26 protein-coding genes, 1 tRNA gene and 2 pseudogenes are annotated in these 25,913 nt (G+C 67.5%); 16 read left to right on the plus strand and 13 right to left on the minus strand.

Translation table 11 applies throughout. The features are described 5' to 3' along the window. Window positions 1-16: 16 nt before the first annotated feature. From AC5Y5V_RS03335 to AC5Y5V_RS03355, 5 genes are all read left to right on the plus strand, one after another. Complete coding sequence (locus tag AC5Y5V_RS03335; protein WP_499931190.1) at window positions 17-790, plus strand: cyclic nucleotide-degrading phosphodiesterase; 774 nt, start codon at window positions 17-19, stop codon at window positions 788-790. A gap of 29 nt (window positions 791-819) precedes the next feature. Then, window positions 820-1,599 (plus strand): ribonuclease PH, encoded by a 780-nt coding sequence (rph, locus tag AC5Y5V_RS03340; RefSeq protein WP_499931191.1) that lies wholly within the window; start codon window positions 820-822, stop codon window positions 1,597-1,599. 250 nt (window positions 1,600-1,849) lie between these two features. After that, window positions 1,850-2,473, plus strand: coding sequence for an RdgB/HAM1 family non-canonical purine NTP pyrophosphatase (rdgB, locus tag AC5Y5V_RS03345; RefSeq protein WP_499931192.1), 624 nt, complete (start codon window positions 1,850-1,852; stop codon window positions 2,471-2,473). 41 nt (window positions 2,474-2,514) lie between these two features. After that, complete coding sequence (locus tag AC5Y5V_RS03350) at window positions 2,515-4,029, plus strand: FAD-dependent monooxygenase (protein WP_499931193.1); 1,515 nt, start codon at window positions 2,515-2,517, stop codon at window positions 4,027-4,029. Continuing rightward, window positions 4,026-4,727: an acyl-CoA-like ligand-binding transcription factor gene (locus AC5Y5V_RS03355; RefSeq protein WP_499931194.1), complete on the plus strand. Its 702-nt coding sequence runs from the start codon at window positions 4,026-4,028 to the stop codon at window positions 4,725-4,727. Before AC5Y5V_RS03350 ends, AC5Y5V_RS03355 begins: the two co-directional genes overlap by 4 nt. Here AC5Y5V_RS03355 and AC5Y5V_RS03360 read toward each other — a convergent pair. Together AC5Y5V_RS03360 and AC5Y5V_RS03365 are read right to left on the minus strand one after the other, a co-directional pair. After that, entirely contained in the window at window positions 4,724-5,074 is a 351-nt protein-coding gene (locus tag AC5Y5V_RS03360; RefSeq protein ID WP_499931195.1) for a DUF3817 domain-containing protein, read from the minus strand. The genes AC5Y5V_RS03355 and AC5Y5V_RS03360 overlap by 4 nt on opposite strands. Next, window positions 5,071-5,451, minus strand: coding sequence for a hypothetical protein (locus AC5Y5V_RS03365; protein ID WP_499931196.1), 381 nt, complete (start codon window positions 5,449-5,451; stop codon window positions 5,071-5,073). Before AC5Y5V_RS03365 ends, AC5Y5V_RS03360 begins: the two co-directional genes overlap by 4 nt. A gap of 72 nt (window positions 5,452-5,523) precedes the next feature. Between AC5Y5V_RS03365 and AC5Y5V_RS03370 the strand changes: the two genes are divergently transcribed. Continuing rightward, window positions 5,524-5,607, plus strand: a tRNA-Leu gene (locus tag AC5Y5V_RS03370). A gap of 22 nt (window positions 5,608-5,629) precedes the next feature. Here AC5Y5V_RS03370 and AC5Y5V_RS03375 read toward each other — a convergent pair. After that, window positions 5,630-5,893: a hypothetical protein gene (locus AC5Y5V_RS03375; protein ID WP_499931197.1), complete on the minus strand. Its 264-nt coding sequence runs from the start codon at window positions 5,891-5,893 to the stop codon at window positions 5,630-5,632. Window positions 5,894-6,036: 143 nt separating this feature from the next. Here AC5Y5V_RS03375 and AC5Y5V_RS03380 point away from each other — a divergent pair, with 143 nt between their 5' ends. From AC5Y5V_RS03380 to AC5Y5V_RS03395, 4 genes are all read left to right on the plus strand, one after another. After that, window positions 6,037-6,330, plus strand: a complete 294-nt coding sequence (locus AC5Y5V_RS03380) for a hypothetical protein (protein ID WP_499931198.1) — start codon at window positions 6,037-6,039, stop codon at window positions 6,328-6,330. Between the two features lie 136 nt (window positions 6,331-6,466). Beyond that, entirely contained in the window at window positions 6,467-7,597 is a 1,131-nt protein-coding gene (locus AC5Y5V_RS03385; protein ID WP_499931199.1) for a ferredoxin reductase, read from the plus strand. Window positions 7,598-7,609: 12 nt separating this feature from the next. After that, window positions 7,610-8,833, plus strand: a complete 1,224-nt coding sequence (locus AC5Y5V_RS03390) for a fatty acid desaturase family protein (protein ID WP_499931200.1) — start codon at window positions 7,610-7,612, stop codon at window positions 8,831-8,833. 101 nt (window positions 8,834-8,934) lie between these two features. Further along, window positions 8,935-10,011, plus strand: coding sequence for a phosphotransferase family protein (locus AC5Y5V_RS03395; protein WP_499931201.1), 1,077 nt, complete (start codon window positions 8,935-8,937; stop codon window positions 10,009-10,011). Between the two features lie 3 nt (window positions 10,012-10,014). Here the strand turns inward: AC5Y5V_RS03395 and AC5Y5V_RS03400 are convergent. From AC5Y5V_RS03400 to AC5Y5V_RS03410, 3 genes and pseudogenes are all read right to left on the minus strand, one after another. Further along, a pseudogene (locus AC5Y5V_RS03400) lies at window positions 10,015-10,101 on the minus strand (LuxR C-terminal-related transcriptional regulator); the annotation flags it as partial. Further along, window positions 10,102-10,209 (minus strand): annotated as a pseudogene (locus AC5Y5V_RS03405) (hypothetical protein); the annotation flags it as partial. Window positions 10,210-10,341: 132 nt separating this feature from the next. Continuing rightward, window positions 10,342-11,526, minus strand: a complete 1,185-nt coding sequence (locus AC5Y5V_RS03410) for an acyl-CoA dehydrogenase family protein (RefSeq protein ID WP_499931202.1) — start codon at window positions 11,524-11,526, stop codon at window positions 10,342-10,344. 110 nt (window positions 11,527-11,636) lie between these two features. On the opposite strand from AC5Y5V_RS03410, the gene fabG reads away from it, so the two are divergent. From fabG to AC5Y5V_RS03435, 5 genes are all read left to right on the plus strand, one after another. After that, on the plus strand, window positions 11,637-12,377 hold the full coding sequence (fabG, locus tag AC5Y5V_RS03415) for a 3-oxoacyl-ACP reductase FabG (RefSeq protein WP_499931203.1): 741 nt from the start codon (window positions 11,637-11,639) through the stop codon (window positions 12,375-12,377). Between the two features lie 87 nt (window positions 12,378-12,464). Then, a complete protein-coding gene (locus AC5Y5V_RS03420; RefSeq protein ID WP_499931204.1) occupies window positions 12,465-13,676 on the plus strand; it encodes an acetyl-CoA C-acetyltransferase in 1,212 nt (403 codons plus the stop codon). A gap of 2 nt (window positions 13,677-13,678) precedes the next feature. Beyond that, the gene (locus AC5Y5V_RS03425; protein ID WP_499931205.1) at window positions 13,679-14,875 is read left to right on the plus strand and encodes a CoA transferase; all 1,197 of its coding nucleotides are present in this window, start codon (window positions 13,679-13,681) and stop codon (window positions 14,873-14,875) included. After that, the gene (locus tag AC5Y5V_RS03430) at window positions 14,872-16,065 is read left to right on the plus strand and encodes an acyl-CoA dehydrogenase family protein (RefSeq protein ID WP_499931206.1); all 1,194 of its coding nucleotides are present in this window, start codon (window positions 14,872-14,874) and stop codon (window positions 16,063-16,065) included. The genes AC5Y5V_RS03425 and AC5Y5V_RS03430 overlap by 4 nt, the downstream gene beginning before the upstream one ends. A gap of 4 nt (window positions 16,066-16,069) precedes the next feature. Continuing rightward, window positions 16,070-16,765 (plus strand): GntR family transcriptional regulator, encoded by a 696-nt coding sequence (locus tag AC5Y5V_RS03435; RefSeq protein ID WP_499931207.1) that lies wholly within the window; start codon window positions 16,070-16,072, stop codon window positions 16,763-16,765. Between the two features lie 212 nt (window positions 16,766-16,977). Here the strand turns inward: AC5Y5V_RS03435 and AC5Y5V_RS03440 are convergent, their stop codons facing one another. Together AC5Y5V_RS03440 and AC5Y5V_RS03445 are read right to left on the minus strand one after the other, a co-directional pair. Continuing rightward, complete coding sequence (locus tag AC5Y5V_RS03440; RefSeq protein WP_499931208.1) at window positions 16,978-17,466, minus strand: hypothetical protein; 489 nt, start codon at window positions 17,464-17,466, stop codon at window positions 16,978-16,980. A 127-nt stretch (window positions 17,467-17,593) separates the two neighbouring features. Next, window positions 17,594-19,006, minus strand: coding sequence for an NAD(P)/FAD-dependent oxidoreductase (locus AC5Y5V_RS03445; RefSeq protein WP_499931209.1), 1,413 nt, complete (start codon window positions 19,004-19,006; stop codon window positions 17,594-17,596). A gap of 90 nt (window positions 19,007-19,096) precedes the next feature. Between AC5Y5V_RS03445 and AC5Y5V_RS03450 the strand changes: the two genes are divergently transcribed. Further along, window positions 19,097-19,813 carry a TetR/AcrR family transcriptional regulator gene (locus AC5Y5V_RS03450; protein ID WP_499931210.1) on the plus strand — a complete coding sequence of 239 codons (717 nt, stop codon included), beginning with the start codon at window positions 19,097-19,099 and terminating at the stop codon, window positions 19,811-19,813. Here the strand turns inward: AC5Y5V_RS03450 and AC5Y5V_RS03455 are convergent. From AC5Y5V_RS03455 to AC5Y5V_RS03475, 5 genes are read right to left on the minus strand one after another with little or no spacing between them, the layout of a single operon-like run. Continuing rightward, on the minus strand, window positions 19,806-21,335 hold the full coding sequence (locus AC5Y5V_RS03455; protein ID WP_499931211.1) for a class I adenylate-forming enzyme family protein: 1,530 nt from the start codon (window positions 21,333-21,335) through the stop codon (window positions 19,806-19,808). The two genes, AC5Y5V_RS03450 and AC5Y5V_RS03455, sit on opposite strands and share 8 nt — an antisense overlap. Continuing rightward, the gene (locus AC5Y5V_RS03460; protein ID WP_499931212.1) at window positions 21,328-22,860 is read right to left on the minus strand and encodes a class I adenylate-forming enzyme family protein; all 1,533 of its coding nucleotides are present in this window, start codon (window positions 22,858-22,860) and stop codon (window positions 21,328-21,330) included. The genes AC5Y5V_RS03455 and AC5Y5V_RS03460 overlap by 8 nt, the downstream gene beginning before the upstream one ends. Beyond that, window positions 22,850-24,313: a class I adenylate-forming enzyme family protein gene (locus tag AC5Y5V_RS03465; protein WP_499931213.1), complete on the minus strand. Its 1,464-nt coding sequence runs from the start codon at window positions 24,311-24,313 to the stop codon at window positions 22,850-22,852. The genes AC5Y5V_RS03460 and AC5Y5V_RS03465 overlap by 11 nt, the downstream gene beginning before the upstream one ends. Beyond that, window positions 24,313-25,104, minus strand: a complete 792-nt coding sequence (locus AC5Y5V_RS03470; RefSeq protein ID WP_499931214.1) for an enoyl-CoA hydratase/isomerase family protein — start codon at window positions 25,102-25,104, stop codon at window positions 24,313-24,315. Before AC5Y5V_RS03470 ends, AC5Y5V_RS03465 begins: the two co-directional genes overlap by 1 nt. Continuing rightward, window positions 25,101-25,913, minus strand: a complete 813-nt coding sequence (locus AC5Y5V_RS03475) for an enoyl-CoA hydratase/isomerase family protein (RefSeq protein WP_499931215.1) — start codon at window positions 25,911-25,913, stop codon at window positions 25,101-25,103. Before AC5Y5V_RS03475 ends, AC5Y5V_RS03470 begins: the two co-directional genes overlap by 4 nt.

Below are 25,913 nucleotides of genomic sequence, written 5' to 3' on the forward strand. Positions count from 1 at the left end.
CGGGCATGGCACAGTAGTGTCCGTGCGAATAACCGTGCTCGGCTGCTCGGGTAGCGTCGTCGGTCCGGATTCGCCTGCGTCCGGTTATCTGGTCCGGGCGCCTGACACCCCGCCCCTTGTTCTCGACTTCGGCGGGGGTGTGCTCGGCGCGCTGCAGCGGTACACCGACCCGGGTTCGGTGCACGTGCTTCTCTCGCACCTGCACGCCGACCACTGCCTCGACATGCCGGGGCTGTTCGTATGGCGTCGCTACCACCCGTCGAAGCCCGACGGCAAGGCGCTGCTGTATGGCCCGAGCGACACTTGGTCGCGGCTGGGCGCGGCGTCGTCACCGTACGGCGGCGAGATCGACGACTGCTCGGACATCTTCGAGGTGCACCACTGGGTCGACGGTGAACCGGTGACCATCGGCGCGCTGACCATCGTGCCGCGGGTGGTGGCCCACCCCACCGAGTCGTACGGCCTGCGGATCACCGACCCCAGCGGCGCGTCGCTCGTCTACAGCGGCGACACCGGCGCCTGCGAGCAGGTCGTCGACCTGGCGCGCGGCGCAGACGTCTTCCTGTGCGAGGCCTCCTGGACACACTCACCGGAACGCCCACCCGCGCTGCATCTTTCGGGCACCGAGGCGGGCCGCGCCGCCAAGGACGCGGGTGTCCGCGAACTGCTGCTGACGCACATCCCGCCGTGGACTTCGCGCGAGGACGTCATCAGCGAGGCCAAGGCGGAATTCGACGGCCCGGTGCACGCGGTGGTGTGCGGCGAGACCTTCGACGTCCCGCGCATCTGAACGCGTCGTTCCCTCGCTAGGGTTGGCTCGTGTCCAAACGAGAAGACGGCCGGCTTGACGACGAGCTTCGCCCCGTGGTCATCACCCGCGGCTTCACCGACCACCCGGCGGGCTCAGTCCTGATCGAATTCGGCCACACCAAGGTGATGTGCACAGCCAGCGTCACTGAGGGCGTGCCGCGCTGGCGGAAGGGATCCGGATTGGGCTGGCTCACCGCGGAGTACGCGATGCTGCCGTCGTCCACCCACACCCGGTCCGACCGCGAATCGGTGAAGGGCCGCGTCGGCGGGCGCACCCAGGAGATCAGCCGGCTGGTCGGCCGGTCGCTGCGGGCGTGCATCGACCTGCGGGCATTGGGGGAGAACACGATCGCCGTCGACTGCGACGTGCTGCAGGCCGACGGCGGCACCCGCACTGCGGCCATCACCGGCGCCTACGTCGCGTTGGCCGACGCGGTGACCTACCTCGCGGCGGCCGGCAAGCTGTCGGACCCCCGGCCGTTGTCGTGCGCGATCGCGGCGGTCAGCGTCGGCGTCGTCGGCGGACGGGTGCGCGTGGACCTGCCCTACGAGGAGGACTCGCGCGCCGAGGTCGACATGAACGTCGTCGCCACCGACACCGGCACCCTGGTAGAGATTCAGGGAACGGGCGAGGGCGCGACGTTCCCGCGTTCGACGCTGGACAAGATGCTCGATATGGCGCTCGAGGCCTGCGACAAGCTGTTCGTCGCGCAGCGCGAAGCGCTGGAGCTGCCGTATCCGGGGGTGCTGCCGGAGGGGCCGCCGCCGCCGAAGGCGTTCGGAAGCTAAGGTCGCTGGTCGCTCCGAAATAGGAACTGAATGGATTTCTCATTCGGCCCTTTGGTGACCGAATCGATGAAAGATCTCTCGGTGTCCAAATCCGGAATGACTTTCCATAGCCGTGAGATTTGGGCCGTTATCCCCCGGCGGCGCAGCGAAAGTGGAGCACGAACCCCTCCTCGTGATCACCCTGCCTAGCGCCGTGGGCGCATGGTGTGGCCGGCGTGTGGGCTTTACGCTCGGGCTGGCACGAAAGGGGATGATCGTGGGCACTCAGCTGCTGGTTGCCAGCCGCAACCGCAAGAAGCTGGCCGAGTTGCGCCGGGTGCTCGACGGCGCGGGCCTGTCGGGGTTGACGCTGGTGTCGCTGGACGACGTGCCGCCGTTCGACGAGGCGCCCGAGACGGGTGCGACCTTCGAGGACAACGCGCTGGCCAAGGCGCGCGACGGGTTCGCCGCGACGGGTGTGGCGACGGTGGCCGACGACTCCGGGTTGGCGGTGGCCGCGCTGAACGGCATGCCGGGCGTGCTGTCGGCGCGCTGGTCCGGCCGCCACGGCGACGACGCCGCCAACACCGCATTGCTGTTGGCGCAGTTAGGTGACGTGCCCGACGGGCGGCGCGGTGCGGCATTCGTGTCCGCCTGCGCGCTCGTGTCGGGGTCTGGCGAGGTCGTCGTGCGCGGCGAGTGGCCGGGCACGATCGCCCGCGAGGCTCGCGGCGACGGCGGTTTCGGCTATGACCCCGTCTTCGTCCCGGACGGCTACGACCGCACGGCAGCGCAGCTGAGCCCGCAGGAGAAGGACGCGATATCGCACCGGGGCCGCGCGCTGGCGCTGCTGGTGCCGGCGCTGCGGGCGCTGGCCGAGCTTTCCGAGGCGTGAAGTCACTAAATGTTATCCTACTAACATGTTAGCGTAATAACATGTTAGGAGAATCGAAGTGTGCGGTCGTCGTCGTCGGCGCGGGTCCCAGTGGCTTGGTGGCCTCATCGGCGCTCCGCGCGGCCGGCGTCGACGTCCGGACCTTCGATGCCGCCCCCGCGCCGGCAACCACATCACGAGCGTTGGGTTTGCAGCCGCGCGGTATCGAGGTGCTCGATCGGGTCGGTGCCCTCGGCAACTTGCGGGAGACCGCTGTGCCGTTGTCGCGCTCGATATTTCGGATCAACGGTCGCCGGCCGACAGAGCTGTCGTGGGTCAACGCGAGCCGGTCAGGGCCCGCCAACCCGGTGATCATCTCGCAGGCGGACATCGAGGCGTCGCTGCGCAACCGCCTCACCGATGTTGGCGGAACCGTGGAGTGGAACCAGCGCGTCGTGAGTGTCGAAGACGCCGACGAGCACGCTTCGGTGCAACTCGCCGATGGAACGGTCATCCATGCCGATTGGGTGATAGGCGCCGATGGGGCGCACAGCGCGGTGCGCAAAGCCGCGGGCATCGACTTCCCGGGCGTACCGATGGCCGAACGGCTCATCATCGCCGACGTTTGCGCCGACCTCGACAGCCCCAGAGACGCCGTGGTGTTCTTTGCCGGTCCGACGGGTCTGCTGGGAGCTTTTCCTCTGCCGGGCGACGACGTGTGGCGGCTGATGGCTCCTGCGGCCGGAGCGGATCTCGCCGAACCGGCGCCAGAGGACATCGTCGGTGAATTCGAGGCCGGCTTGGCGCAGCACGGGAGCGGTGTCGTCCGATCGGTTGCGTGGGCGTCGTCCTTTCGCATACACCGCCGGCTGGCCGACGCGTACCGGCGCGGCCGATTGCTACTCGTCGGTGACGCCGCCCACGTGCACAGTCCCGTGGGTGCTCAGGGATTGAACACCGGAATCGGCGACGCCGAGAACCTCGCGTGGAAGCTCGCCCTCGTAGTGAGCGGGCATGCACATGAGGAACTGCTCGATACTTACCAGGCCGAGCGGCGCCCGATCGCGGCGGAAGTGTTGTCTGGCACAGCCGACGTCACCGAAATCCTGGCCGGCACCGGGCTCATGACGCGGCTGATCCGCGATCGCGCCATGCTGCCGATGCTGCGTCGGCGATGGGTGCAGCGGCATATCGCGGACAAGGCCTCGCAGTTGTCCGTGACCTATCGCAGGGGGCCGCTCGGAAGCACGCGGCGACTGCGCGCGCCTGGACTTCGTCCGGGTGACAGGGTGCCGGACGCCGAATTCACCGGGGAGAACGGGGATGTGGCGCGGCTGTACACGTTGCTCGGCCCCGGTTGGGCCCTGCTCGGCCCAGACACGCTGGGTGCCGTCGCGAAGGCTCGACTCGGTGACGTCGCGGTCCTACCCGGCCACGACCTCGATGACAGCGACGCCCTTCTGGTGCGGCCTGATGGGCATCTCGCGTGGCGCGGATCCGACCCCCGCCTGCTTGCAGCGTGGCTCGACACCGCTCTCGGGCGTCCGACCGCCGTGAACACGGTGTCGGCGCAATGACGAACGACGACTGGCGCAGCCGCAAGAAAGCGGCCACCCGCAGGGCGATCCAGGAACACGCGTTACGCCTGTTCGCCGAAAACGGCTACGACAACACAACGGTCGAAGACATCGCCGCGGCCGCCGGCGTGTCGCATATGACGTTCTTCCGATACTTCCCCCGCAAGGAAAACGTCGTCCAAACGCGTGAGTACGACCCGATGATCGAGGAACTCATCGTCGCCCGACCATCGCACGAGTCACCACTCACCGCGATCGGCGCCGCGCTGTCCGCCAGTTTCGCAGCCATCCTGCCGACCGACCGCCACAGAATTCTTGCGCGCGTTCGTCTCATGTTGAGTACACCCGAGCTGCGGGCGTGGCAGGTGAAATCCACGACGGATGACACCCGCGACCTGTTCGCGCGTTCCCTCGCGCGACGGAATGGTCTAGCCCAAACCGATTTGGTGGTGACCGTCCATGCGGCAGTCGCAGTTGCCGTATTTGTGACCGCATTGGAAACCTGGGCACAGACCGACGAGGGGGATCTCGTCGCGATCATCGACGCGGCGTTTGCGGCCGCCGAGACTGCCACGGCGCCTCAGCCTCCGGATTCTGCGACCTGCCACACCGTTCGTTCCGATCAGCCCGCAAGCAAGGCATTACAGCCTAGCTCTGTAAATCCCTCTTCCTCGAGCGGTCGGGCTTTGGCCGATTAAAGCCCGAACTGCTGCTTGACGTTTCGCGTCTGGAAGTGCTCGACGACGATGCCCAACAGCGGGATGGTGCCGGCGAGCAGCACGCCGAGGCTCTTGCCGATCGGCCAGCGTGCCTTGACCGCAAGGTTGAAGGCGGCCAGCACGTACACGAAATACACCCAGCCGTGCACGAGCCCGATCCAGGGGACCTCATGGTGGTAGGCCAGGTGCGACACGAGCTCGCCGCACAGCACGATCAGCCAGATGCCCGTCGCCCACGCCATGATTCGGTAGCCGCGCAGCGCGGTGCGGATCTTTTCGACGGGGAAGACCGTCGCGGCTGCCTCCGGCGTCTCGGGTGTGCTCATGCGGTGGTCCTGTTCTCCTTTTCCGAGTCGTTCCTCGCGAGTTCGGCCAGGTAGGCGTTGTACTCCCGCAGGGCGGGGTCGTCGGTCGGCCGCTGCGCCGGCTTGGGACGTTCGGGCAGCAACCCGGCGGGTATTTCGGTGATCGCGTCGCTCTGCCCAGGCTGCGGCCCGGCATCTTCGTAGCGGACGAACTTGCGGTACGCGTAGACGCAGAACCACGCGAACAGCGGCCACTGCAGCGCGTAGCCCAGGTTCTGGAAGGTACCCGACGCCGACTGGTACCGGGTCCACTGCCACCAGCCCAGGGCCAGGCACCCGCACGCCGCGACGATCACCAACGCGATCATTGCGGGCCTGCGCCGACGGGTACTGGACACCCCACGACGGTACCGGTCAGGCCTTCGGCGCCGACAAGCGATGCGTGGGCGGCGCGCTAAGATCGCATCGCCGCGGGCGTGATGAAATTGGCAAACATGCCGGCTTTAGGTGCCGGTGCTCGCAAGAGCTTGAGGGTTCGAGTCCCTCCGCCCGCACTTATTCGATCGCAGCCGTTCCCTACCTCGGACGATGCATGTAGGGACATGCGTCGTGCGAGCCGTCAGGGGGAGCAACACAACGCCCCGCGTCATCGGTGCAGCTCTTGTATATGCCTGGCTCCGACCCCCAGGGGCCGGGTTCGTACGCGACCTGGATGCAGTGCACGCCGTTGGCCCAGGCCGACGGCGGCTGCAGCGCCGACAACGCCGCCGCCCCGCCCACCACGAATGCAGCGGACACCAGGCCGCCGATGACCCGTCGCAACGATGCCCGATCGGACATGTGACTCCCCCTTCTTCGAGTGCCTATCGTAAGCACCTGCACCCGCCGTCCCTCTGAAACGGCTAGTTTTGGGACCGGCAAAAATCCCGCATTTTATTCTGTCTGCCAGGAGTTATTGACGTCGGCGCTGGGTATTCACGGGCATGCGCCCTGTTTACGCCACCGCCCTTGCCGCCCTGCCATTCGCTTCGATCTTGTTGACGGGGGCTCCGCCCGCCCACGCCGACTATGACGGCTACACCCGCTGCGTAGTGAACATGGCGGGACTGCGGCTCCACGACGCCGATCCGAACAATAAGTACCTGGCCGGACTAGTCGAGCAGGATCTGCAGAATGGCGCTTCGCCAGCCGCAGAGGCTCGCAAAGTCGCGCAGATGGGATTCGAACCGCACTACGCCAACGGCGTTGTGCAATGCGTCATGCAGAACAACCCGTAGCAGTCGGCGCGCGCCTGCGTGAGCGGCGTGCACACACTCGGCGAACAAGTGTTTATCGAACGGTGCAATCGGGAAGCCGGTGAGGGACCGTGCTTTACACGAGCCACACAATCCCCGACCAACAGCTTGGAGAACGATGGGTACGACACTTCGCAGCCTCATGCAGTGGAGCAAGGCGCCCGCCAAAGGCGTCCAAACTGCGTCAACGCCGTGGGTTAACGTGCCGCGCGGCCTCGCGGCGCGCGCCACCACGCCGCTGCTCCCCGACGACTACCTCAAATTAATCAACCCGCTGTGGTCCGCCCGCGAACTGCGCGGCCTGATCGTCGGTGTACACCCGGAAACTGAAGACTCCGCGACTGTGACGATCAAACCCGGGTGGGGCTTTACCGGTAAGTATGACCCGGGGCAGTACGTCGGGATCGGGTTGCGCGTCAACGGTCGGTGGCATTGGCGTTCGTACTCCCTGACGTCGGTCCCGCGGCGCGACAACAAGAACATCACGATCACCGTCAAAGCCACCCCCGAGGGCTTTCTGTCGACGCACTTGGTCAAGGGTGTGAAACCGGGGACCATCGTGCGCTTGGCGGCTCCCAAGGGGGACTTCGCGCTGCCCGATCCGCCGCCGGCGAAGGTGCTTTTCATCACCGCGGGCAGCGGGATAACCCCCGTCATGGCGATGCTGCGCACGCTGAAGTCTCGCGGCCACGACCCCGACATCGTGCACATCCACTCGGCGCCCAAAGCCGACGACGTGATCTTCCACGACGAGCTGCGCGAGCTGGACAGCGGCAAGCCGAACTATCGGCTGCACCTGCAGATGACCGAAACCGACGGCCACTTCGACTTCGGCAAACTGAAAGATATTGTCGCCGACTGGCACGATCGCCCGGCGTGGGTGTGTGGCCCGACCGCGCTACTGGATGACGCCGAAAAGTCCTGGAAAGAGGCGGATCTCGAGGACCAGCTGCACCTGGAGCGGTTCACCATCGCGGCCACCGACAAGGGTGGCGAAGGCGGTACCGTCACCTTCTCGATATCCGATAAGTCCGTCGAAATCGACGGCGCCACATCTCTTTTGGAAGCCGGAGAACAGGTCGGCATCCAAATGCCCTTCGGGTGCCGGATGGGCATCTGCCAGACCTGCGTGCTACCGCTCGAATCGGGGCATGTGCGCGACTTCCGGTCCGGGACCGAGCACGGCGAGGGCGATCGCATCAATACCTGCATCTCCACCGCGTCCGGCGACTGCACCATCAAGATCTGAGGAGGAATCAAGATGGCTATCACAGACATCAAGGAATACGCCCACCTGACCACCGAAGACGTCGAACAGCTCGCGCGTGAGCTGGACGCGATCCGCGAGGACATCGAAGAATCCCGCGGGGATCGCGACTCCCGCTACATCCGCCGCTCCATCCAGCTGCAGCGTGCACTGGCCGCGGGTGGCCGCGCCGCTCTGTTCGCCAGCCGGAACCGGTACGCGTGGCTGGCCGGGACAGGGATGCTCGCCATGGCCAAGATCATCGAGAACATGGAACTCGGGCACAACATCACCCACGGGCAATGGGACTGGATGAACGATCCGGAGATCCACTCCACCGAATGGGAGTGGGACACGACCTCGCCCAGCGTCCACTGGAAGAAGTCGCACAATTTCATCCACCACAAGTACACGAACGTCGTCGACATGGACGACGACGTCGGCTACGGCATCATGCGCGTCACCCGCGACGAGCCCTGGTCGCCGTGGATGTTGGGCAACCCGATTTACAACATGCTGCTCGGCACCCTCTTCGAGTGGGGGGTCGCCGCCCACGGCTTGGAGCTTTCCAGAGTCCGCAAACACGAGAAGTCGTGGGCCGAGGTCCGTAAGGACCTGCGCGTCATCGGCAAAAAGGTCGGCAAACAGGTCGGCAAGGACTACATCGTGTTTCCCGCCTTGGCTGGCCGCGGTTGGAAGCGGACCTTGAAGGCCAACGCGGTCGCCAACCTGATCCGCAACTATTGGTCCTACATGGTGATCTTCTGCGGCCACTTCCCCGACGGCGCAGAGAAATTCACCGCCGAGGAGTTCGAGAACGAGACGCAGGGGGAGTGGTACCTGCGCCAGATGCTGGGTTCGGCGAACTTCAACGCCGGCCCGGTGATGGCGTTCGTCAGCGGCAACCTGTGCTACCAGATCGAGCACCATCTCTTTCCGGACCTGCCCAGCAACCGCTACGCGGAGATCTCGGTGCGGGTGCGCGAACTGTGCGAGAAGTACGACCTGCCGTACACCACGGGATCGCTGGGCCGGCAGTACTGGCAGTCGTTCTGGACGATCCTGAAACTCGCCCTGCCCGACAAGCTGCTCAAGGCGACGTCCGAAGACGCCCCGGAGACTCATTCCGAGTTGAAGTTTCGCGTCCGCGAAGGGATGCGGGAGAGCTTCGTCGACCCCGACACCGGAAAGCGTCGCGGCCTGCGCACCGCCATGCGCGAACTGCAGAAGGCCTCATAGGCAATAGCAGGAGGTCGCGTCCCGACGGCGGATGCGGTATGCCTTACAGTTGACCCGTCGAATCGGGCCCACGGGTCCACGTATCGAGGCTGGGAGGCACCGTGTCCGCCGTCGTGTCGATTCCCCGATACCCCACCGATGTGACGGTCGAGTGGTTGTCGGCGGCGCTCAGCCAGCGAGGCCACTCGGTCGAGGTAGCCGACGTCGCCGTCGCGCCCATCGGCACCGGCCAGACGGGCGCCACCTACCGGGTGACCGCCGGCTACGTCACCGATGCGGGGGACCTTCCGTCGACGTTCGTGATCAAGCTGCCCGCGCAGGACGACACGGTCCGCGACCGGGTCGTCTTCGGGTATCGCAGCGAATGCGCCTTCTACGCCTCCGTCGCGGACAAGGTGCAGGTGCCGACGCCGCAGTGCTACTACTGCGAAATCAGCGACGACGCAATGAACTTCGCGCTGCTGCTCGCCGACCAGGCGCCGGCCGTGCAAGGTGACCAGATCGCGGGCTGCGGCGAAAGGGAGGCGCTGCTCGCGGTGCGGGCGCTGGCCGGCCTGCACGCGCCCAGCTGGCGTGATCCAGTGTGGCTGGACTTCTCCGCCATCGCGTTCGGGCTTCCCGACGAGGACTCCGCCAAGGGCCTCGGCGAGGTGGCGAAGATGAGCGCCGACATCACGCTGGACAAGCTCGGTGACCGGATGAGCGCCGAAGACCGGGATACGTTCACCGCGACGATGGGTTTGGTGACACCGTGGCTGCTCGCCGAGCGGGACCGGTTCGCCCTACTGCACGGCGACTACCGCCTGGACAACATGCTGTTTGACCCCGAACGGACGCGGGTCAGCATCGTCGACTGGCAGACGCTCGGCGTGGGCCTCCCGGCCCGCGATCTCGCCTACTTCACCGCGACCAGCCTGGATCCGCAGCTGCGGGCATCCGTCGAAGCAGGCTTGGTCGGCGAGTACCACCGCGCGCTGACCGAATACGGGGTAACGGATTACGACCGCGAAACCTGTTGGCGCGATTATCGTCTCGGCGTGCCGCAGGCACCGATGATCTCGGCGCTGGGGTTCGCGTTCGCCGCGGGCACCGAGCGCGGCGACGACATGGTGCTGACCATGCTCACCCGCGGCTGCCGGGCGATCCGCGATCTGGGCACACTCGACCTGATCGGTTGACGTTCAGTCGTGGCGGTGCGCTTCGTGGACCAGCTGCACCCGCGATGTCACCCCGAGCTTCGCGTAGACATGCGTGAGATGGGTCTGCACGGCGATCGCGGCGGTCATCTCGTCGGGCCGGGAGTCCCACAGCTGCGTCGAACCCTGCACGTCGGCCAGCAGCAATGTGACGGTCCCGGTCGGCAGGGGCTCGTTCATCGCCGCGTCGCTCCAGTCCAGTGACGGAAGGTCCGCCTGGCCCTCGATCTCGCTCATGCTAGTCAGCATGCGTGCGTGAACGGCCACAAACATCCGCGGTTGCGCGTATATCGCGCCGGATCCACCCCGCGGTCAGCGCTGTGCGGACTTGACCAGGTTCGCCCCGATGATCAGGCGCTGAATCTCGCTGGTGCCCTCGTATAGCCGCAGCAGCCGAACGTCGCGGTAGATGCGCTCCACGGGGACGCCCCGCATGTACCCGCTGCCGCCATGGATCTGCACCGCAAGGTCGGCGACCCGGCCGGCCATCTCGGTGCAGAACAGCTTGGCCGCCGATGGCGCGATCCGGCGATCCTCGCCGGTGACCCACTTGCGCGCGACATCGCGTACCAGCGCCCCGCCGGCCAGCACGCCGGTCTGCTGGTCGGCGAGCATCGCCTGCACCAACTGGAAGCTGCCGATCGGGGCGCCGCCCTGCGTCGCGGTGGCGGCGTAGGTCACGGACTCGTCGAGCGCGCGTTGGGCCGCGCCCACGGCGAGCGCGGCGATGTGAACGCGGCCGCGCGCCAACGACGTCATCGCAGCCCGGTAGCCGACGTCCTCGCTGCCGCCCACCAGCGCGTCGTCGCCCACCCGGACGTCGTCGAAGCTGACGTCGGCGGTCCAGGCGCCCTCCTGGCCCATCTTGGCGTCCTTCGCGGCGACGCTGACACCGTCGGCGTCCGCGGGAATCAGGAAAACGGCGATGCCGGGGCCCTCGTCGTCGGCGGGCCGGGTGCGGGCGAAAACCACGAACAGCCCGGCGACGGGCGCGTTGGTGATGAATCGCTTCTGGCCGTTGAGCACCCAATCCTGGCCGTCGCGAACGGCTTTCGTGCGCAGCCCGGCCGGGTTCGACCCGGCGCCGGGTTCGGTCAGCGCGAAGGAAGCGACGACATCACCCGACGCGATGCGCTCCAGCCAACGCCCCTTCTGTTCGTCGGTGCCGAACCCGACGAGAACCTGCCCGGCGATGCCGTTGTTCGTGCCGAACATCGACCGCAGCGCCAGCGAGGTGTACCCCAGCTCCATCGCGAGTTCCACGTCCTGCATGAGATTCAGCCCGAGGCCGCCCCACTCCTGCGGAATCGCGTACCCGAACAGGCCCATCTTCTTGGCGTGATCCCGCAGGTCGTCGGGCACCCGGTCCTCGTCCAGAATCTCCTGCTCGCGGGGGACCACCACGTCGCGCACGAAGTGCCGGGTCGCGGCCAGGATCTCCTGGAAATCGTCGTCTGTGACTTCGGAGCTATCGGGGCGGGCGTCGGCGGTCGTCATTCACTTGCTCCATCCATGGGGTGGTTGCCGCCCAGAATCCTATATGAAATATGATATTCGAACTGAGGTGCCCGTCGGGGAGCCAAGACAGATAGGGGTGCGCGAGCCAAATGTCTCTGTTGAGCGGTCAGACCGCGGTCGTCACGGGTGGGGCGCAAGGCCTCGGATACGCCATTGCGGAGCGATTCATCGCCGAGGGCGCGCGGGTGGTGCTCGGGGATGTCAATCTCGAGGCTACCCAGGTCGCAGCCAAGCAACTCGGCGGTGACGACGTGGCCGTCGCCGTGCAGTGCGACGTGACCAAGGCCGACGAGGTCGACGCCCTGATCAAGACCGCCATCGACCGCTTCGGCGGCCTGGACATCATGGTCAACAACGCCGGCATCACCCGTGACGCGACGATGCGAAAGATGACCGAAGAGCAGTTCGACCAGGTGATCGCCGTGCACCTGAAGGGGACGTGGAACGGGACCCGGTTGGCCGCCGCGATCATGCGCGAGCAGAAGCACGGCGCGATCGTGAACATGTCGTCGGTCTCGGGCAAGGTCGGCATGATCGGGCAGACGAACTATTCGGCGGCCAAGGCCGGCATCGTCGGGATGACCAAGGCCGCCGCGAAGGAACTTGCGCACCTCGGTGTCCGGGTCAACGCCATCGCCCCGGGCTTGATCCGCTCGGCGATGACAGAGGCCATGCCACAACGCATTTGGGACTCGAAGGTCGCCGAGGTGCCGATGGGGCGGGCCGGTGAGCCCAGTGAGGTCGCCAGCGTCGCGTTGTTCCTGGCGTCGGATCTCTCGTCGTACATGACCGGCACCGTCATGGAAATCACCGGCGGCCGCCACCTATGAGTTTCACGCCGAGCAGACGCAAAAGTCCCCAATTCCTGCCGAATTGGGGAGCTTTTGCGTCTGCTCGGCACGGCAAAGGGAGCCAAAATGCGTGAGGTCGTCATCTGTGAGCCGGTCCGGACGCCGATCGGCCGGTACGGCGGAATGTTCAAGTCGCAAACCGCCGTCGACCTTGGTGTCGCCGCGCTGAAGGGACTGCTCGAGCGGACCGGGCTGGCGCCCGACGCGGTGCAGGACGTCATCCTCGGGCACTGCTACCCGAGCAGTGAGGCGCCGGCGATCGGGCGCGTGGTTGCCCTGGATGCCGGCCTGCCGGTGACGGTTCCGGGCATGCAGGTCGACCGTCGGTGCGGCTCGGGGCTGCAGGCGGTGATCCAGGCCGGTCTGCAGGTGGCCAGTGGCGACAACGACCTGGTGATCGCCGGCGGCTGCGAAAGCATGAGCAACGTCGCGTTCTACTCGACCGACATGCGTTGGGGCGGAGCGCGTTCCGGTGTCCAGGTGCACGACGGCCTGGCCCGCGGGCGCACCACGGCCGGCGGCCGCCACTATCCCGTGCCGGGCGGAATGCTGGAGACGGCCGAGAATCTGCGCCGCCAGTACGGCATCTCCCGTCAGGAGCAGGACGAACTCGCGGTCCGTTCGCACCAGCGAGCGGTGGCCGCGCAGAAGAACGGCATCCTGGCGGAGGAGATCATTCCGGTCGCGGTGCCCGCCAGGCACGGCGAGGAGATCGTCGACACCGACGAGCATCCGCGCGCAGACACCACCGTGGAGTCGCTGAGCAAGCTTAAACCCGTTCTGGCCAAGCAGGATCCGGAGGCGACGGTCACCGCCGGCAACGCCAGCGGGCAGAACGACGCGGCATCCATGTGCGTGGTGACGACGCCGGAGAAGGCGGAACAGCTCGGCCTGACGCCGCTGGTGCGCCTGGTCTCGTGGGGGTCGGCGGGGGTGGCGCCCAACATCATGGGCATCGGCCCGGTGCCCGCGACGGAGGTCGCACTGGCCAAGGCGGGCCTGCAGCTGAGCGACATCGACGTCATCGAACTCAACGAAGCCTTTGCCGCGCAAGCGCTTGCGGTGATGCGGGAGTGGAACTTCGGCGCCGCCGACCACGACCGGACCAACGTGCATGGCTCTGGCATCTCGATGGGGCATCCGGTGGGTGCGACCGGCGGCAGAATGCTGGCTTCGTTGGCGCGCGAGCTCACCCGTCGGCAGGCGCGGTACGGGTTGGAGACCATGTGCATCGGCGGCGGCCAGGGTCTGGCCGCGGTCTTCGAGCGGGTCTCCTAGACATGGAACCGCTGGCCGGGGTCAGCGTCGTCGAGGTGTCCAGCTTCGTCGCCGCTCCGCTGTGCGGGATGACGCTGAGCCAACTCGGCGCGCAGGTGATCCGCATCGACCCGATCGGGGGCGCCTCGGACACCCAGCGCTGGCCGTTATCGGCCGACGGCACGTCGATCTACTGGACGGGCCTGAATAAGGGAAAGCGTTCGGCTACCGTCGATCTGCGCGCACCCGAAGGTCAGGAGTTGGTGCAGCGGCTGATCGTGCAAGGCGGCGGCATCGTCGTCACCAACGCGGTCCTGCCCTGGCTGAGCCACGAGCTGCTGGCCGCGCAGCGTTCCGACCTCATCCACGTCCAATTGCTGGGCCGCGGTGACGGTTCCACCGGGGTGGACTACACGGTCAACGCCGGCATCGGATACCCGCTCGTCACGGGCCCCGCCAGTCATGCGGGCCCGATCAACCACGTCCTGCCCGCGTGGGACGTGTCCTGCGGCCTGTATGCCGCGCTGGCCGTGGTCGCCGCCGTGCACCGTCGCGACCAGACCGGGGCGGGCGCACGGATCAGCCTGGCGCTGGAGGATGTCGCCCTGGCCACCGCTGGAAACCTCAGCCTGCTGACCGAACCGCAGGTGAACGGGACCCAGCGCGAGCGGTTGGGGAACTCCATCTACGGCCAGTACGGGCAGGACTTCGCCAGCCGGGACGGGGCCAGATTCATGGTTGTCCTCCTGACGCGACGGCACTTTCGCGACCTGGTCGACATCACCGGCACCGGTGCGGCGGTAAAGGCGCTGGCCGACGCCTTGGGCGTGGACTTCGGTTCCGAGGGTGACCGCTACCGCTATCGCGACGTGCTGTCCGGCTTGTTCGGCACGTGGTTCGCGGACCATTCGGCCGACGAGATCGATGCGGCACTGTCGAACACCACCGTCCTGTTCGAGCGCTACCGCACGTTCGCGGACACGGCCGGCGGCCCGAAAGTGACGGCCAATCCGCTGTTCTCCCGTCTGCATCAACCGGGTGTCGGCGACTACCTGGCGCCCGGCCTGCCGACCGCCTTTGACGGCGTCCATCCCGCCGCCGCCGCCGCGCCCGCGCTGGGTCAGGACACCGCCGACGTGCTCACCGAAGTCCTGGGCTTGACCGACGCCGACCTCGCGCGCCTGTCGGCCGCGAAAACGATCGGAGGCAACCGCCCATGACCAAACTCGCCCAGACACTCGGCCTGTCCGAATTTCAGACCGAGATCATCGCCACGGTAAGGCAATTCGTCGACAAGGAGATCATTCCGAACGCGCCGGAACTGGAGCGGCACGACACCTACCCGCAGGCCATCGTCGACCAGATGCGGGAGATGGGTCTGTTCGGGCTGATGATTCCGGAAGAGTATGGGGGGCTGGGAGAGTCGCTGCTCACGTACGCGCTGTGCGTCGAGGAGTTGGCCCGCGGCTGGATGAGCATCTCCGGGGTGATCAACACCCACTTCATCGTGGCGTACATGCTGCGCCAGCACGGCACCGACGCGCAGAAGCAGCGCCTCCTGCCGCGGATGGCGACCGGGGAATGCCGCGGCGCCTTCTCGATGTCGGAGCCGGAGCTCGGTTCCGACGTCGCCGCGATCCGCACCCGCGCGCAACGGAACCCGGACGGCACGTACACCATCAACGGCCAGAAGATGTGGCTGACCAACGGCGGCAGTTCGACGCTGGTCGCCGTGCTGGTGCGCACCGACGAGGGTGCGGACAAGCCGCACCGCAACCTCACGGCCTTCCTCATCGAGAAGCCAACGGGTTTCGGCGAGGTGGCGCCGGGGCTGCTGATCCCCGGCAAAATCGACAAGCTGGGCTACAAGGGCATCGACACCACCGAGCTCATCTTCGACGGCTACCAGGCCGACGGTGACGACATCCTCGGCGGCGCGCCCGGGCAGGGCTTCTTCCAGATGATGGACGGCATCGAGGTGGGCCGGGTCAACGTGTCGGCCCGCGCCTGTGGGGTCGGCATTCGCGCCTTCGAGCTCGCGGTGCGTTACGCCCAGCAGCGCCACACGTTCGGCAAGCCGATCGCCGAGCACCAGGCCATCGCGTTCCAGCTCGCCGAAATGGCAACCAAGGTCGAGTCCGCACACCTGATGATGGTCAACGCGGCGCGGCTAAAGGATTCCGGCGAGCGCAACGACGTCGCAGCCGGTATGGCGAAATACCTTGCCAGTGAATGCTGCGCGGAGGTCACGCAACAAAGCTTCCGGATTCACGGCGGTTACGGCTATTCCAAGGAGTACGAGATCGAGCGGTTGATGCGCGACGCGCCGTTCCTGCTGATCGGCGAGGGCACCAGCGAGATCCAGAAGCAGATCATCAGCAAGCGGCTGCTCGCCGAATACCGGGTGTGACGCCGTGGCAACCCCGCCTGCCCCGGATTTCGCCGCTCGGCCGCAGCTTTCCGAGGACGTCGCGCGTTTTGTCCGCAAGCGGATCTTCGACGGCAGTTACGCGGCGGGACAGTACATTCGGCTGGACCAGTTGGCCGCCGAGTTGGGGATCAGCGTGACCCCGGTGCGCGAGGCGCTGTTCGCGCTGCGGGCCGAAGGTTGGATCGCCCAGCAGCCGCACCGCGGCTTCGTGGTGCTACCGGTGACCGAGCGGGACCTCGCCGACGTCGCGAACGTGCAGGCTCATGTCGGCGGCGAGCTGGCCGCCCGGGCCGCCGTCAACATCACCGACGACCAGCTGCACGGCCTCAAGGAGATTCAGGCCCAGCTGGAGCGGGCCTACGCCGACGGCGACGAAGAGCGCACCGTTCGCCTCAACCACGAGTTCCACCGCGCCATCAACGTCGCCGCGGACTCACCGAAGCTCGCCCAGCTCATGTCCCAAATCACCCGCTACGCACCGGAGTCGGTGTTCCCGGCGATCGAAGGCTGGTCCGACCAGTCGCTCAAGGACCACCGGCGCATCCTGGCAGCCCTCGAGATACACGACGACAAGCTCGCCCGCGCCGCCATGTCGGAGCATCTCGCGGCCGGCGCGGTGCCGCTGATCGGGCACCTGACGGCGCGTGGCGTGGTGGCCGACGGCGGCCAGTCGGCGTAGGGCACTGCAATCTCGCACCGAGACTGCGCACAGGGCCTTCGGATCGGATGGAGAAATACCGGCCCGCACCGCAGGCTCGTGGCCACCGACGCAGGCTCGATGCCATCGTTAGGGAAACACTCATGCGCCTCAACGGTTACCGCTGAGCGTCCGGCAATGCCGTGTCGAGGTCTTCGTCGGTTCCTATGACCGGATAAGGTCCAATTCAGTTGTCACCTGAGTATCTGAAGACGGCGGCTCGCGCCTTGGGCGATGTACCAGCTCGCCGCCAGGACGCCTAGAACGGTTGTCCCCCATATCAAGTCGTCACGATCCAGGCCGGGCGGCCAGGTGCCCAACGCCAAACCGAGGCCGGCGGCGACGGCCATCAAGAGCAGCAGCGCCAGGCAGTTCGACTTCCAGAACCCGGTCGAATAGGCCCGACGATCCGCGATGCGGCTGGCCGCTTCGCGCACGGCCGGGTCCGCCGGCGCGGGTCCGCGCAGGCTTGCATCGATGGCCGCCGAGCGCTGCTGCGAGCTAAGCCCGTCGAGCGCGGTGGTGCAGACGATGTGCGAGCTGTCGGTGCACAAGCCCAGCAGGAGACCGAAAGTCACGACGCCCGCGACGCGCCACGCGTCGACCGACGGCCCGTGCCAGGCCATGGCGTCGACGACGCCGTAGCCGCAGGCGCCTGCTAGCGTACGTGCCCATCCGGGCATGAGTACAAAACGAGTCCACATAAGTCTTTCCTCCGCGGCGGCCGCCGCCCGTGGCGGCCGAATGGTTGATAAATGCTTGAGGAAAGACCTTGGGGGATTCTCAACAAATCCTTGAAGCCCTGAAGGATCAGGCCGACTGCACGTCCAGCGATGCTATGGGATCGTCGGCGACCGTCCCGCGCATTGGCGACGCCAGGAATTTGCGGGCAGACGCGGCACGACGGCGATCGAACAAGCGCCGCTCGACCATGCGGTCGACTTCGCGGCGCACGTCCCTGCGCACCGTGCGCCAGAGCTGTCGACGGTCCACGCCGGGCGTCCGTGCGGCGGCGAATACCCAGCGAATGACCCGCGGCGCCGTGAAAACGCTTGTCGGTGCCCGGTTTCGAGAGAATACGTCGAGCAATTGCGTTGCCCCGTCAGGCCGCCGGGCGAACCACCGGTACGCCGCGTCCTCGATCGGGGATACCGCGTCGTCGCGGCCGAGCAGGTTCGCCCACTGATACATCGGCAGGCATTGTTCGTCGCGATCGTTCTCCCAGGCAACCAGGGCCGCATCGAGGGCGCGGGGTTCGTCTAGGTGGGCCGCCGCCGTCACGCCCAAGAGCCGGCCGAACCGCAGCGCGTCCCGAATGCCCTGCGCGGTCACCGGATCCTTGAAGTGGCCCGCGTCGCCGGCCAGCGCCCAGCCCGGTCCCTGTGAGTGCCGGAAGTACGACGGATGCGTGTAGGAGACCCGAACCTTGCCGACGCGCTCGCAGCCGCGCAAGCGATCGGAGAACGGCGGTACCCGCCGGACGGCGTCGAGGAAGGCGGCCTCGGAATCGGCGCGGAACTCCTCGGCGCGGGCGACGGGCGGCATCAGCAGGGCGATTAATTGCCCTCCGTCACAAGGGAACACGGTGACAAGATCGTCGCCGTAACGCCACTGCATGGCCAAGTTGCGCAGGTCGTCGCGCGCATCCTCGAAATAGGCGTACGCCATCATCCGCTGGTTGTCCCACCGGTGGTGCTCGGTGGTGCCGACCATCCGTGCGACCGTGGAGCGCCTGCCGTCGGCACCGACGACCAGCTTGGCCGTGATCGTGCCCTCGGCGCCGTCGCGTCGGCGGTATCGAACTCCCGTAACGCGACCGCTCGCGTCATGCAGGAGATCGGTGACCCGGGTGCGTTCGCGGACGTCGGCTCCGGCCTCGCGTGCGGTCTCGACCAGGGCGAGGTCCAGCCCGGGCCGGCGAACGCAACTGCCCGCGGTGTGGCCGAGATACGTATCGAACCGGCCGACCACATCCACTCCGGGAGCCCCGAGTCCCGCGCGGGTGTGCAAGGGCGCGCCGAGTTCGCGCACGCGGTCGTACGCGCCCAACGCTTCCAGTTCGGCCCAATGATGAGGGAAGAACAGATGGGTGGACAGGGTGTCTGACGGAAACGACGCGCCGTCGAGCGCGATGACATTGCGCCCGCGTCGCGAGAAGGCGATGGCCGCGGCGCTTCCCGAGCAGCGGCTCCCGACGATGACGACATCTGTGCGCTCGTCCATAGGGTGAGGATGCCACGCCGCCGAGTATTTTGGAAGAGCGTTCATTTTGTGAATTGACTTTCAATCTACTCGCTGGCCTATCCTGAGCGCGTGTCCGCCGTTCCTCGTCCCGCACCGAGCGCCGGCGCGGCTGCGCGTGGTGAACGCCGACGCGCCCGCACCCGGGCCGTGATCCTGGATGCCGCTGAAGTCGTGTTCAGCCGCGAAGGTTACGACGGTGCGCGGATCGAGGAGATCGCGGCGGCCGCCGACGTGTCGGTCGGGTCGATCTACACGCATTTCGACGGCAAGCGCGGCGTCTACCTGCACCTCGTCGACCGATCGCTGGAGCTGTTCGCCGAATACATGGCGCGCAGCGAAGACGCGACGATGACGCCGTTGCAGCGCGTCCTCGCCGGCGGGGACGCGTACCTGCGTTTTCACCTGGACCACCCGGGCGCGTTCCACTTCCTGGCCTACCGAAATCCGGGCACGGCACCGCTTTCCGGTGCCGACGGTCCCGAGGCGGCGATCCGCGACCGTGTCGGTGAGCTGCTGCGCCGGTTCGCCGCACAAATCGACGACGCGATCGCGGCCGGAGAGGCGCGCCCGGTCGATTCGATACGCCTGACCAATTATCTGTGGGGAGCGTGGAACGGCGTGATCGCGCTGCGTCTGCAGCCCGAGGGGTTAAGGCTGTCGGAGCCCGAAATCGCCGAAACCCTGGAATTGGCAAGGTGGTTGCTGCGCGAGGGATTGGCGAGCCCCGCCCTGCGCGACGACAACGGCGAGGTCGGTGACCGCGTCCCGCTGCCCCGGATCAGGTGAGTGGTTCCTGGCCGACTTCGGCCAGCATCTCCCGCAACCGACGAACGTCGACCTTGCCGGTGCCCCCGCGTGGTACGTCGTCGTCGGAGGCGAGCAGCAGCCACACCGTGGGCACCTTGAAGGCGCTCAGCAGTTCACGGGCCGCGGCCCGCAGCTGGTCGGCGGTAGGCATGCGGCAGACCACCGCCGCGCCCACCCGTTCCCCCTTGGCGCCGGGCACATTGGTGACGTAGGCCTGCTCGACGCCGTCGATGGCGCGCAGCGCCCGCTCCACCTCGGCGGGGTAGACGGTGGCGCCGCTGACCTTGAACATGTCGTCGGATCGGCCGTGGTAGAAGAGGAATCCGTGCTCGTCGAGGCGGCCGAGGTCGCCGGTGGGGTAGAAGCCGTCGGCGGTGAACACGTCTTCCCGGGTGCGGCGGCAGATGCCGCGCAACGTGTGCGGCCCCCGGATTTGGATGGTGCCAACGGTTTCCGCCGCAACGGGGACGCCGGTGTCGGCGTCGACGACGCGAACCTCCATGCCGGGGAACGGCTTTCCGCAGCTTCCCCACGCGGTCGACGGCATGTCGGTATCGGCGGCGTAGCCGCAGTATGGGCCGAACGCCTCTGTCATGCCGAATAATCGGGCTCGCGCGCCGGGTCGAGAGCGCATATCCAGCGGGAGCAGGGCCTCGAGGCTGCCCGGTCGCAGTGCCGAGAGATCGGCGCCGGCCGCTTGCCGCGCGAGTGTTTCCGCCTGATCCGGCCAGCCGCGGAACAACGTGACCCGCTCGGCTTCCAAGAGGCGCAACGTCGTATCGGGTCGCGGTGACTCCTCGGTCACCAGGGTGGCGCCCGCCAGCAGAGCGGACAGGATGCCGCTGCCGAATCCGCCGACCCAGAAAAACGGCATTGGCAGATAGAGCCGGGTATCGGGCGTGATGCAACGCGCGGCGAGGCCCGACCGCACCGCGCCCAGCGCGTTGCCATGCGAATGCACCACGCCCTTGGGCGCCCCGCTGCTGCCCGACGTGAACATGATGGCCAACGTGTCCGCCGGCCTGACCGTTGCGGTCATGGCATCGGCGACCCCGCGTGCGCGGTCGCCGGCGGGCAGCCCCGCGATCCGGTCGGCCGGCAAGATCTCGCGCAGCGCGGGGAGTTCGGCTCGGCTTATCGGCGCGAGATCATCCAGGTAACGGTGACCGCGGAATTCCCGCACGCTCACCAGCACCTGCACCGCCGCCATCCGTAGCTGGGCGACGAGCTCACCCGCCCGCAGCAGCGTGCTCAACGGAACCAGCACGGCGCCGATGCGGGTCAGTGCGATCGCGATCTGCACCCACTCGGTGCTGTTGGGCATGATCAAGGCGACCCGAGTGCCCTTGACCACACCGGCCTCGACGAACACGGCCGCCAAATCGGCTGTGGTCGAATCGAGTTCGCGATAGCCGACACGGTGGGCGGGATCGATGACCATCGGCTTGGCGCCGTGGCGGGCGGCTTGCCGTCGCAGCAGCCGGTCGATGGTGTCAGGCATCGAACAGCATCTTCAGTCGCCGGGTATCCACCTTGCCGCTGGACAGCAGCGGCACGTCCGCCGGGGACACGGCGACGTAGCGCCTGGGAATCTTGTAGGCGGACAGCTCGGTCTTGAGCCGCTCCCGCAGCGCCGCTGCGTCGAGATCGGGCGCGACGACGACGGCGGCCACCACCTCGCCGCGCTCCGCGTCCGGGAGGCCCACGACGTGGGCCACCAGTCCCAGCTTGGCGATGGCCTTTTCGACCTCGGCGGCCGAGACGTTGGCGCCGGCGGTCTTGATCATCGCGCTGAGCCGGCCGACGAAGAACAGGTAACCCTCGGCGTCGGCGCGCACCAGATCTCCGGTGTGGAACCAACCGTCGGCGTCGAAGCAGTCCTCCCGACTGCGCCCGTAGTACCCCTGCATCAGATATGGCCCCCGCAGCCACAATTCGCCGACCTCACCGACGGCGCAGACGCCCGCGGTGTCCGGGTCGACGATCATGGTCTGGAATCCCGGCGCCGGTTGGCCGAAGGACCCCCGCCGCCGCTCGGGCTGGTCGGATTCGTCGGCGCCGATCAGCACGACGCTGCCAGCCTCGGTCAGCCCAAGCATGTTGTGCCGCAGCTCGGGATCGGCCGGACGGGTGTCGGGCGCCATGATCGGGTAGAGGTTGCCACGCCGCATGGATGACAGGTCGCGTTCCGCGAAGCTCGGGTGATCGGCAAGGTGAGCGATCGTGGCAGCGAAACCATTGGTGATGGTGGGCTTTTCGGCTTCGAGCAGGTCCAGGGTCGCGCCCGGGTCGGTCGCGTTGGAGCATACCAGCGTCGAGCCGGCAACCAGCGTGGCGAGCAGACCGAACGCAAAGCCGCCGATCCAGAAGAACGGCGAATTGCAGAACAGCGTGTCGGTGGGCGTCAAACCGCGTATCCGGTTGAGGTTCTCCTGATGCGCCAGCAGCGCGGCGTGCGTGTGCACCACTCCCTTGGGAGCACCGCTCGAGCCGGATGTGTAGACGATGACCAGCACGTCCGAGCCGTCGACGTCGTCTTCCAGCGCGCGCAGCACCGCTGCGTCGACGCTGCCCCCGGGCAGCCGATCGATGCCGCCGATCCGACGCAATTGAGGCGTGGCGGAACAGAACCCGTCGAACTCGTCATCCCCGACCACCTCGGCGAGCCGCCGCACATAGTCATGGGAGCGGAACGACTTGGCGTTCAGCAGGATCGACACGTCGCTGTCGACCAGCTGCTCGCACAGCTCCCGTGCGGTGGCGAAGGTGGAGAACGGGACGACCACGGCCCCGATGCGCGCCGCCGCCAACATGGCGACGACGAAGTCGGTGCCATTCGGGTACAGCAGCCCCACATGCGTGCCCTTACCGGCGCCGGCGGCGATCAGCCCGCGGGCCAGCTCCGCCGACCGGGTATCAGCCTGGCCGTAGCTGATCCGGTCGTCGTCACACACCAGCAGCGGGTGGACCGGCCGCGAACGGGATTGCTGTCGCAGGAGTTTCGCGACGGTCCGGTCACCGGCCATGGTCGGCGCGGGCGGGGTCGGCGAAGAAGCTCCGGACCGCGTGCAGATCGGCCTTGCCCGACGGCGTCCGCGGGATCGCGTCGACGATCGCGATGTCGGTGGGAATCTCGTAGCGGGCCAGGCGCGTCCGCAGATATTCCGCGAGTTCGTCGACGTCGGCGCCAACGCGCAGTTCCACCATGGCGACCGGTGTCTCGCCGAGCCTATCGTCCGGTCGCCCGACGACCGCGGCTCCCGCCACCGCGGGATGTCCTTCGAGGGCGTTGCGCACGTCGTCGGGCATCACCTTGAACCCCCCGCGGATGATCGCCTGGTCGGCGCGTCCGACGATCCAGACGAAGCCGTCCTCGTCGATGCGCGCCATATCGGTGGTCCGCATCCACCGCGCCGACGGCCCCAACTGGCCGGGCTTGACCTCCAACAGGCCGACGCGGTCCGGTCCGAGCGGTGTGCCGTGGTCGTCGACCACCCGCAGTGCGGAGCCCGGGTTGGCCCGCCCCACGCTGCCGCGCTTGGCTCGCCAGTGCCGCCGGTAGTCGGGGAGGGTCCAGCCAGCCACCCCACCGCCGAATTCGGTTGCCGCATAAGAGGTCAGGACGGGTATGCCGTACTTCTCGGTGAATGCGTCGGCGTCGTCGGCGGACAGCGGAGCGGTGCCGCACGTGACGGCAAGGATGCTTTCCAGGTCGGCGCGCGGCAGGTCGGAATGCAGCACCGTCCGTAACGCGGCCGGTACCAGGGACACCGCGCGCGGGCGGTGTCTGCGCACCGCGGCGGCCCAGGTGTCGAGCTCGAATCGGTCCAGCAGCACAAAGGACCTCGCCTCGGCGACGCATTGCAGCACGCGGAACACGCCGCCGATGTGCACCAGCGGCGAGTTGACGATCGCGACGCCGCGGCGCAGTTCGGTGGGCGCCGGTGTCGATTCGCGGCCCAGCACGCTGCGCGCCAGCATGTCGTAGCTGAGGTCGATGCGCTTCGGTGGGCCCGTTGTCCCGCTGGTCAGCATCCGCACCGCGACGTCCGATCGGGGCGTGGCCACGCCGGTCGGCACCGGCGCGCCGCATGGCTCGTCCAGCATGGGCCGAATCGCGAGCGCGCCGGTCCCCGTGGTCACCAGCGTCGCCAGGTCGGCGGATTCACCGACGACCAGTGGCAGGCTCAGGGCCGCGATGTCGGCCCGGGTCCGTTCGTCGCCGCGCGACGGGTTGATCGTGACCACCGTCGCGCCGCCGAGCAGCGCGCCGAGGAACGCCCCGACATGACCGGGCCGGTTGCGCAGGAGCATCCCGATCCGGGGGTCGGCGGCCTGGCCTGCGACCGTCGCGATGTGGCGCGCGAGGTCGGCAACCCGGGCCCACGAAACCCATTGGCCGGCATACTCGATCGCGGGCGCATCCGGCTGTAGGTCCAGTACCTCGGCGATGCGTCGGCTGAGCGGGTGATCGGCCATCACCGGATCTTCGGCTCGCTCCCGGCGCCGCCGGTGCCCTCCTGCGCGGCCAGTTCTGCCGTGCCCAGCGGGTTGCCCAGTCGGGTGTAGATCAGGCCCTGTTCCATCGCCGCGCGGTAGGGCTTGTCCAGGGATTCCCAGATCGCCTTCACCGTGCCCTGCGTCGCCGACGGCGGCTTGGCGGCGATGGCGGTCGCGATCTCGTGGGCGCGGGCCCACAGCCGGTCGGGGGCGACCACCTCGGAGACCAGCCCGATCCGCAGCGCGGTGTCGGCGCCGACGCGTTCGTCGTTGCCCATCAGCGCGATCCGCAGCGTCTCGCCCAGGCCGATACGGCGCATCAGGCCGATCGGCTCCAGCGCGCAGACCAGGCCCGCCGACACGTGCGAGTCGAAAAACGTTGCATCCGTGGAGCAGATGACCACGTCGGATTCGTTGACGAAGTAGTACGCGCCCGCGGTGCACATGCCCTGGACGGCACACACCACCGGCTTCCACAACTTCTGCCATTTGGGGCTCAGTGCCTCACCGGGATCCTCGTGGTTCCAGACGTTTTCAGGCTGACCATACGGCGTCTTGATGTCCAGTCCCGCGCTGAAGGCCCGGGAGCCCGCCGCCCGCAGCACAATCGCGTGCACCGAGTCGTCGAGCTTGACCGCCTGCCAGGCCCGGGCCATTTCCGCGCACATGGTGCGGTTGAACGCATTCAGCTGCTCGGGCCGATTCAGCGTGATGGTGGCGACATGGTCGGAGGCGTCGACCTCGAGCCGGATGGTTTCGAAATCGGTCATCTGCACTGCCAGTTCGGTGCGCGCTTTTCGACGAAGGCCCGGGGACCCTCTTGGGCGTCCTCGGTGCGCAGCACGCGCTCGCGGAAGGTCTCGGCCATGATCTCGGCCTCGTGCAGCGGCACGTTGAGGCCCTTGAGGATGGCCAGCCGGGTGCCGCGGACAGCGAGCGGTGCGTTGGAGTTCACGACATCGGCGATCTCGCGGGCCCGGTCCAAAAGCCGTTCGTGCTGCACGATTTCACTGATCAGACCCAGCTCGTAGGCGCGTTGTGCGCTCATCCGCTCGTGCTTGCCCATCAACGCCATCCGCAGCGCGATCGAGCGGGGCAGCACTCTGGATATCCGCACCAACTCCCGCCCGGCGACCAGCCCGATGCTGACGTGCGGGTCGAAGAACGTCGCCTGCTCGGACGCGATGACGATGTCCGTCGTGGTCACCCAATCCATGCCCGCGCCGCAGCACAGCCCGTTGACGGCGGTCAGCACCGGCTTGGCCATCGTGCGAAACGGCGGCGTGCCCTCCTGCGGGGCCTCCCACTGGTCGTAGGTCGACAGGTAGGGCCGTTCGTAGATCACCTTGCCGTCGGCGGGAATGGCCTTGACGTCCGCACCCGTGCAGAACGCGCGGCCGGTGCCGGTGACGATGAGCAGCCAGACCTCGTCGTCGTTCTCCGCCTCGTCGTACGCGGCCCGCAATTCGGTGATCATGTGTGGGCTCAGGGCGTTGAGCGCCTCCGGACGGTTCAGCGTGATGATGGCGGTGTGTCCGTCGACCTCATAATCGATAGTGTCGAACGGGTCAGGTGGCAT

Source organism: Mycobacterium sp. NGS68 (genome assembly GCF_059812195.1).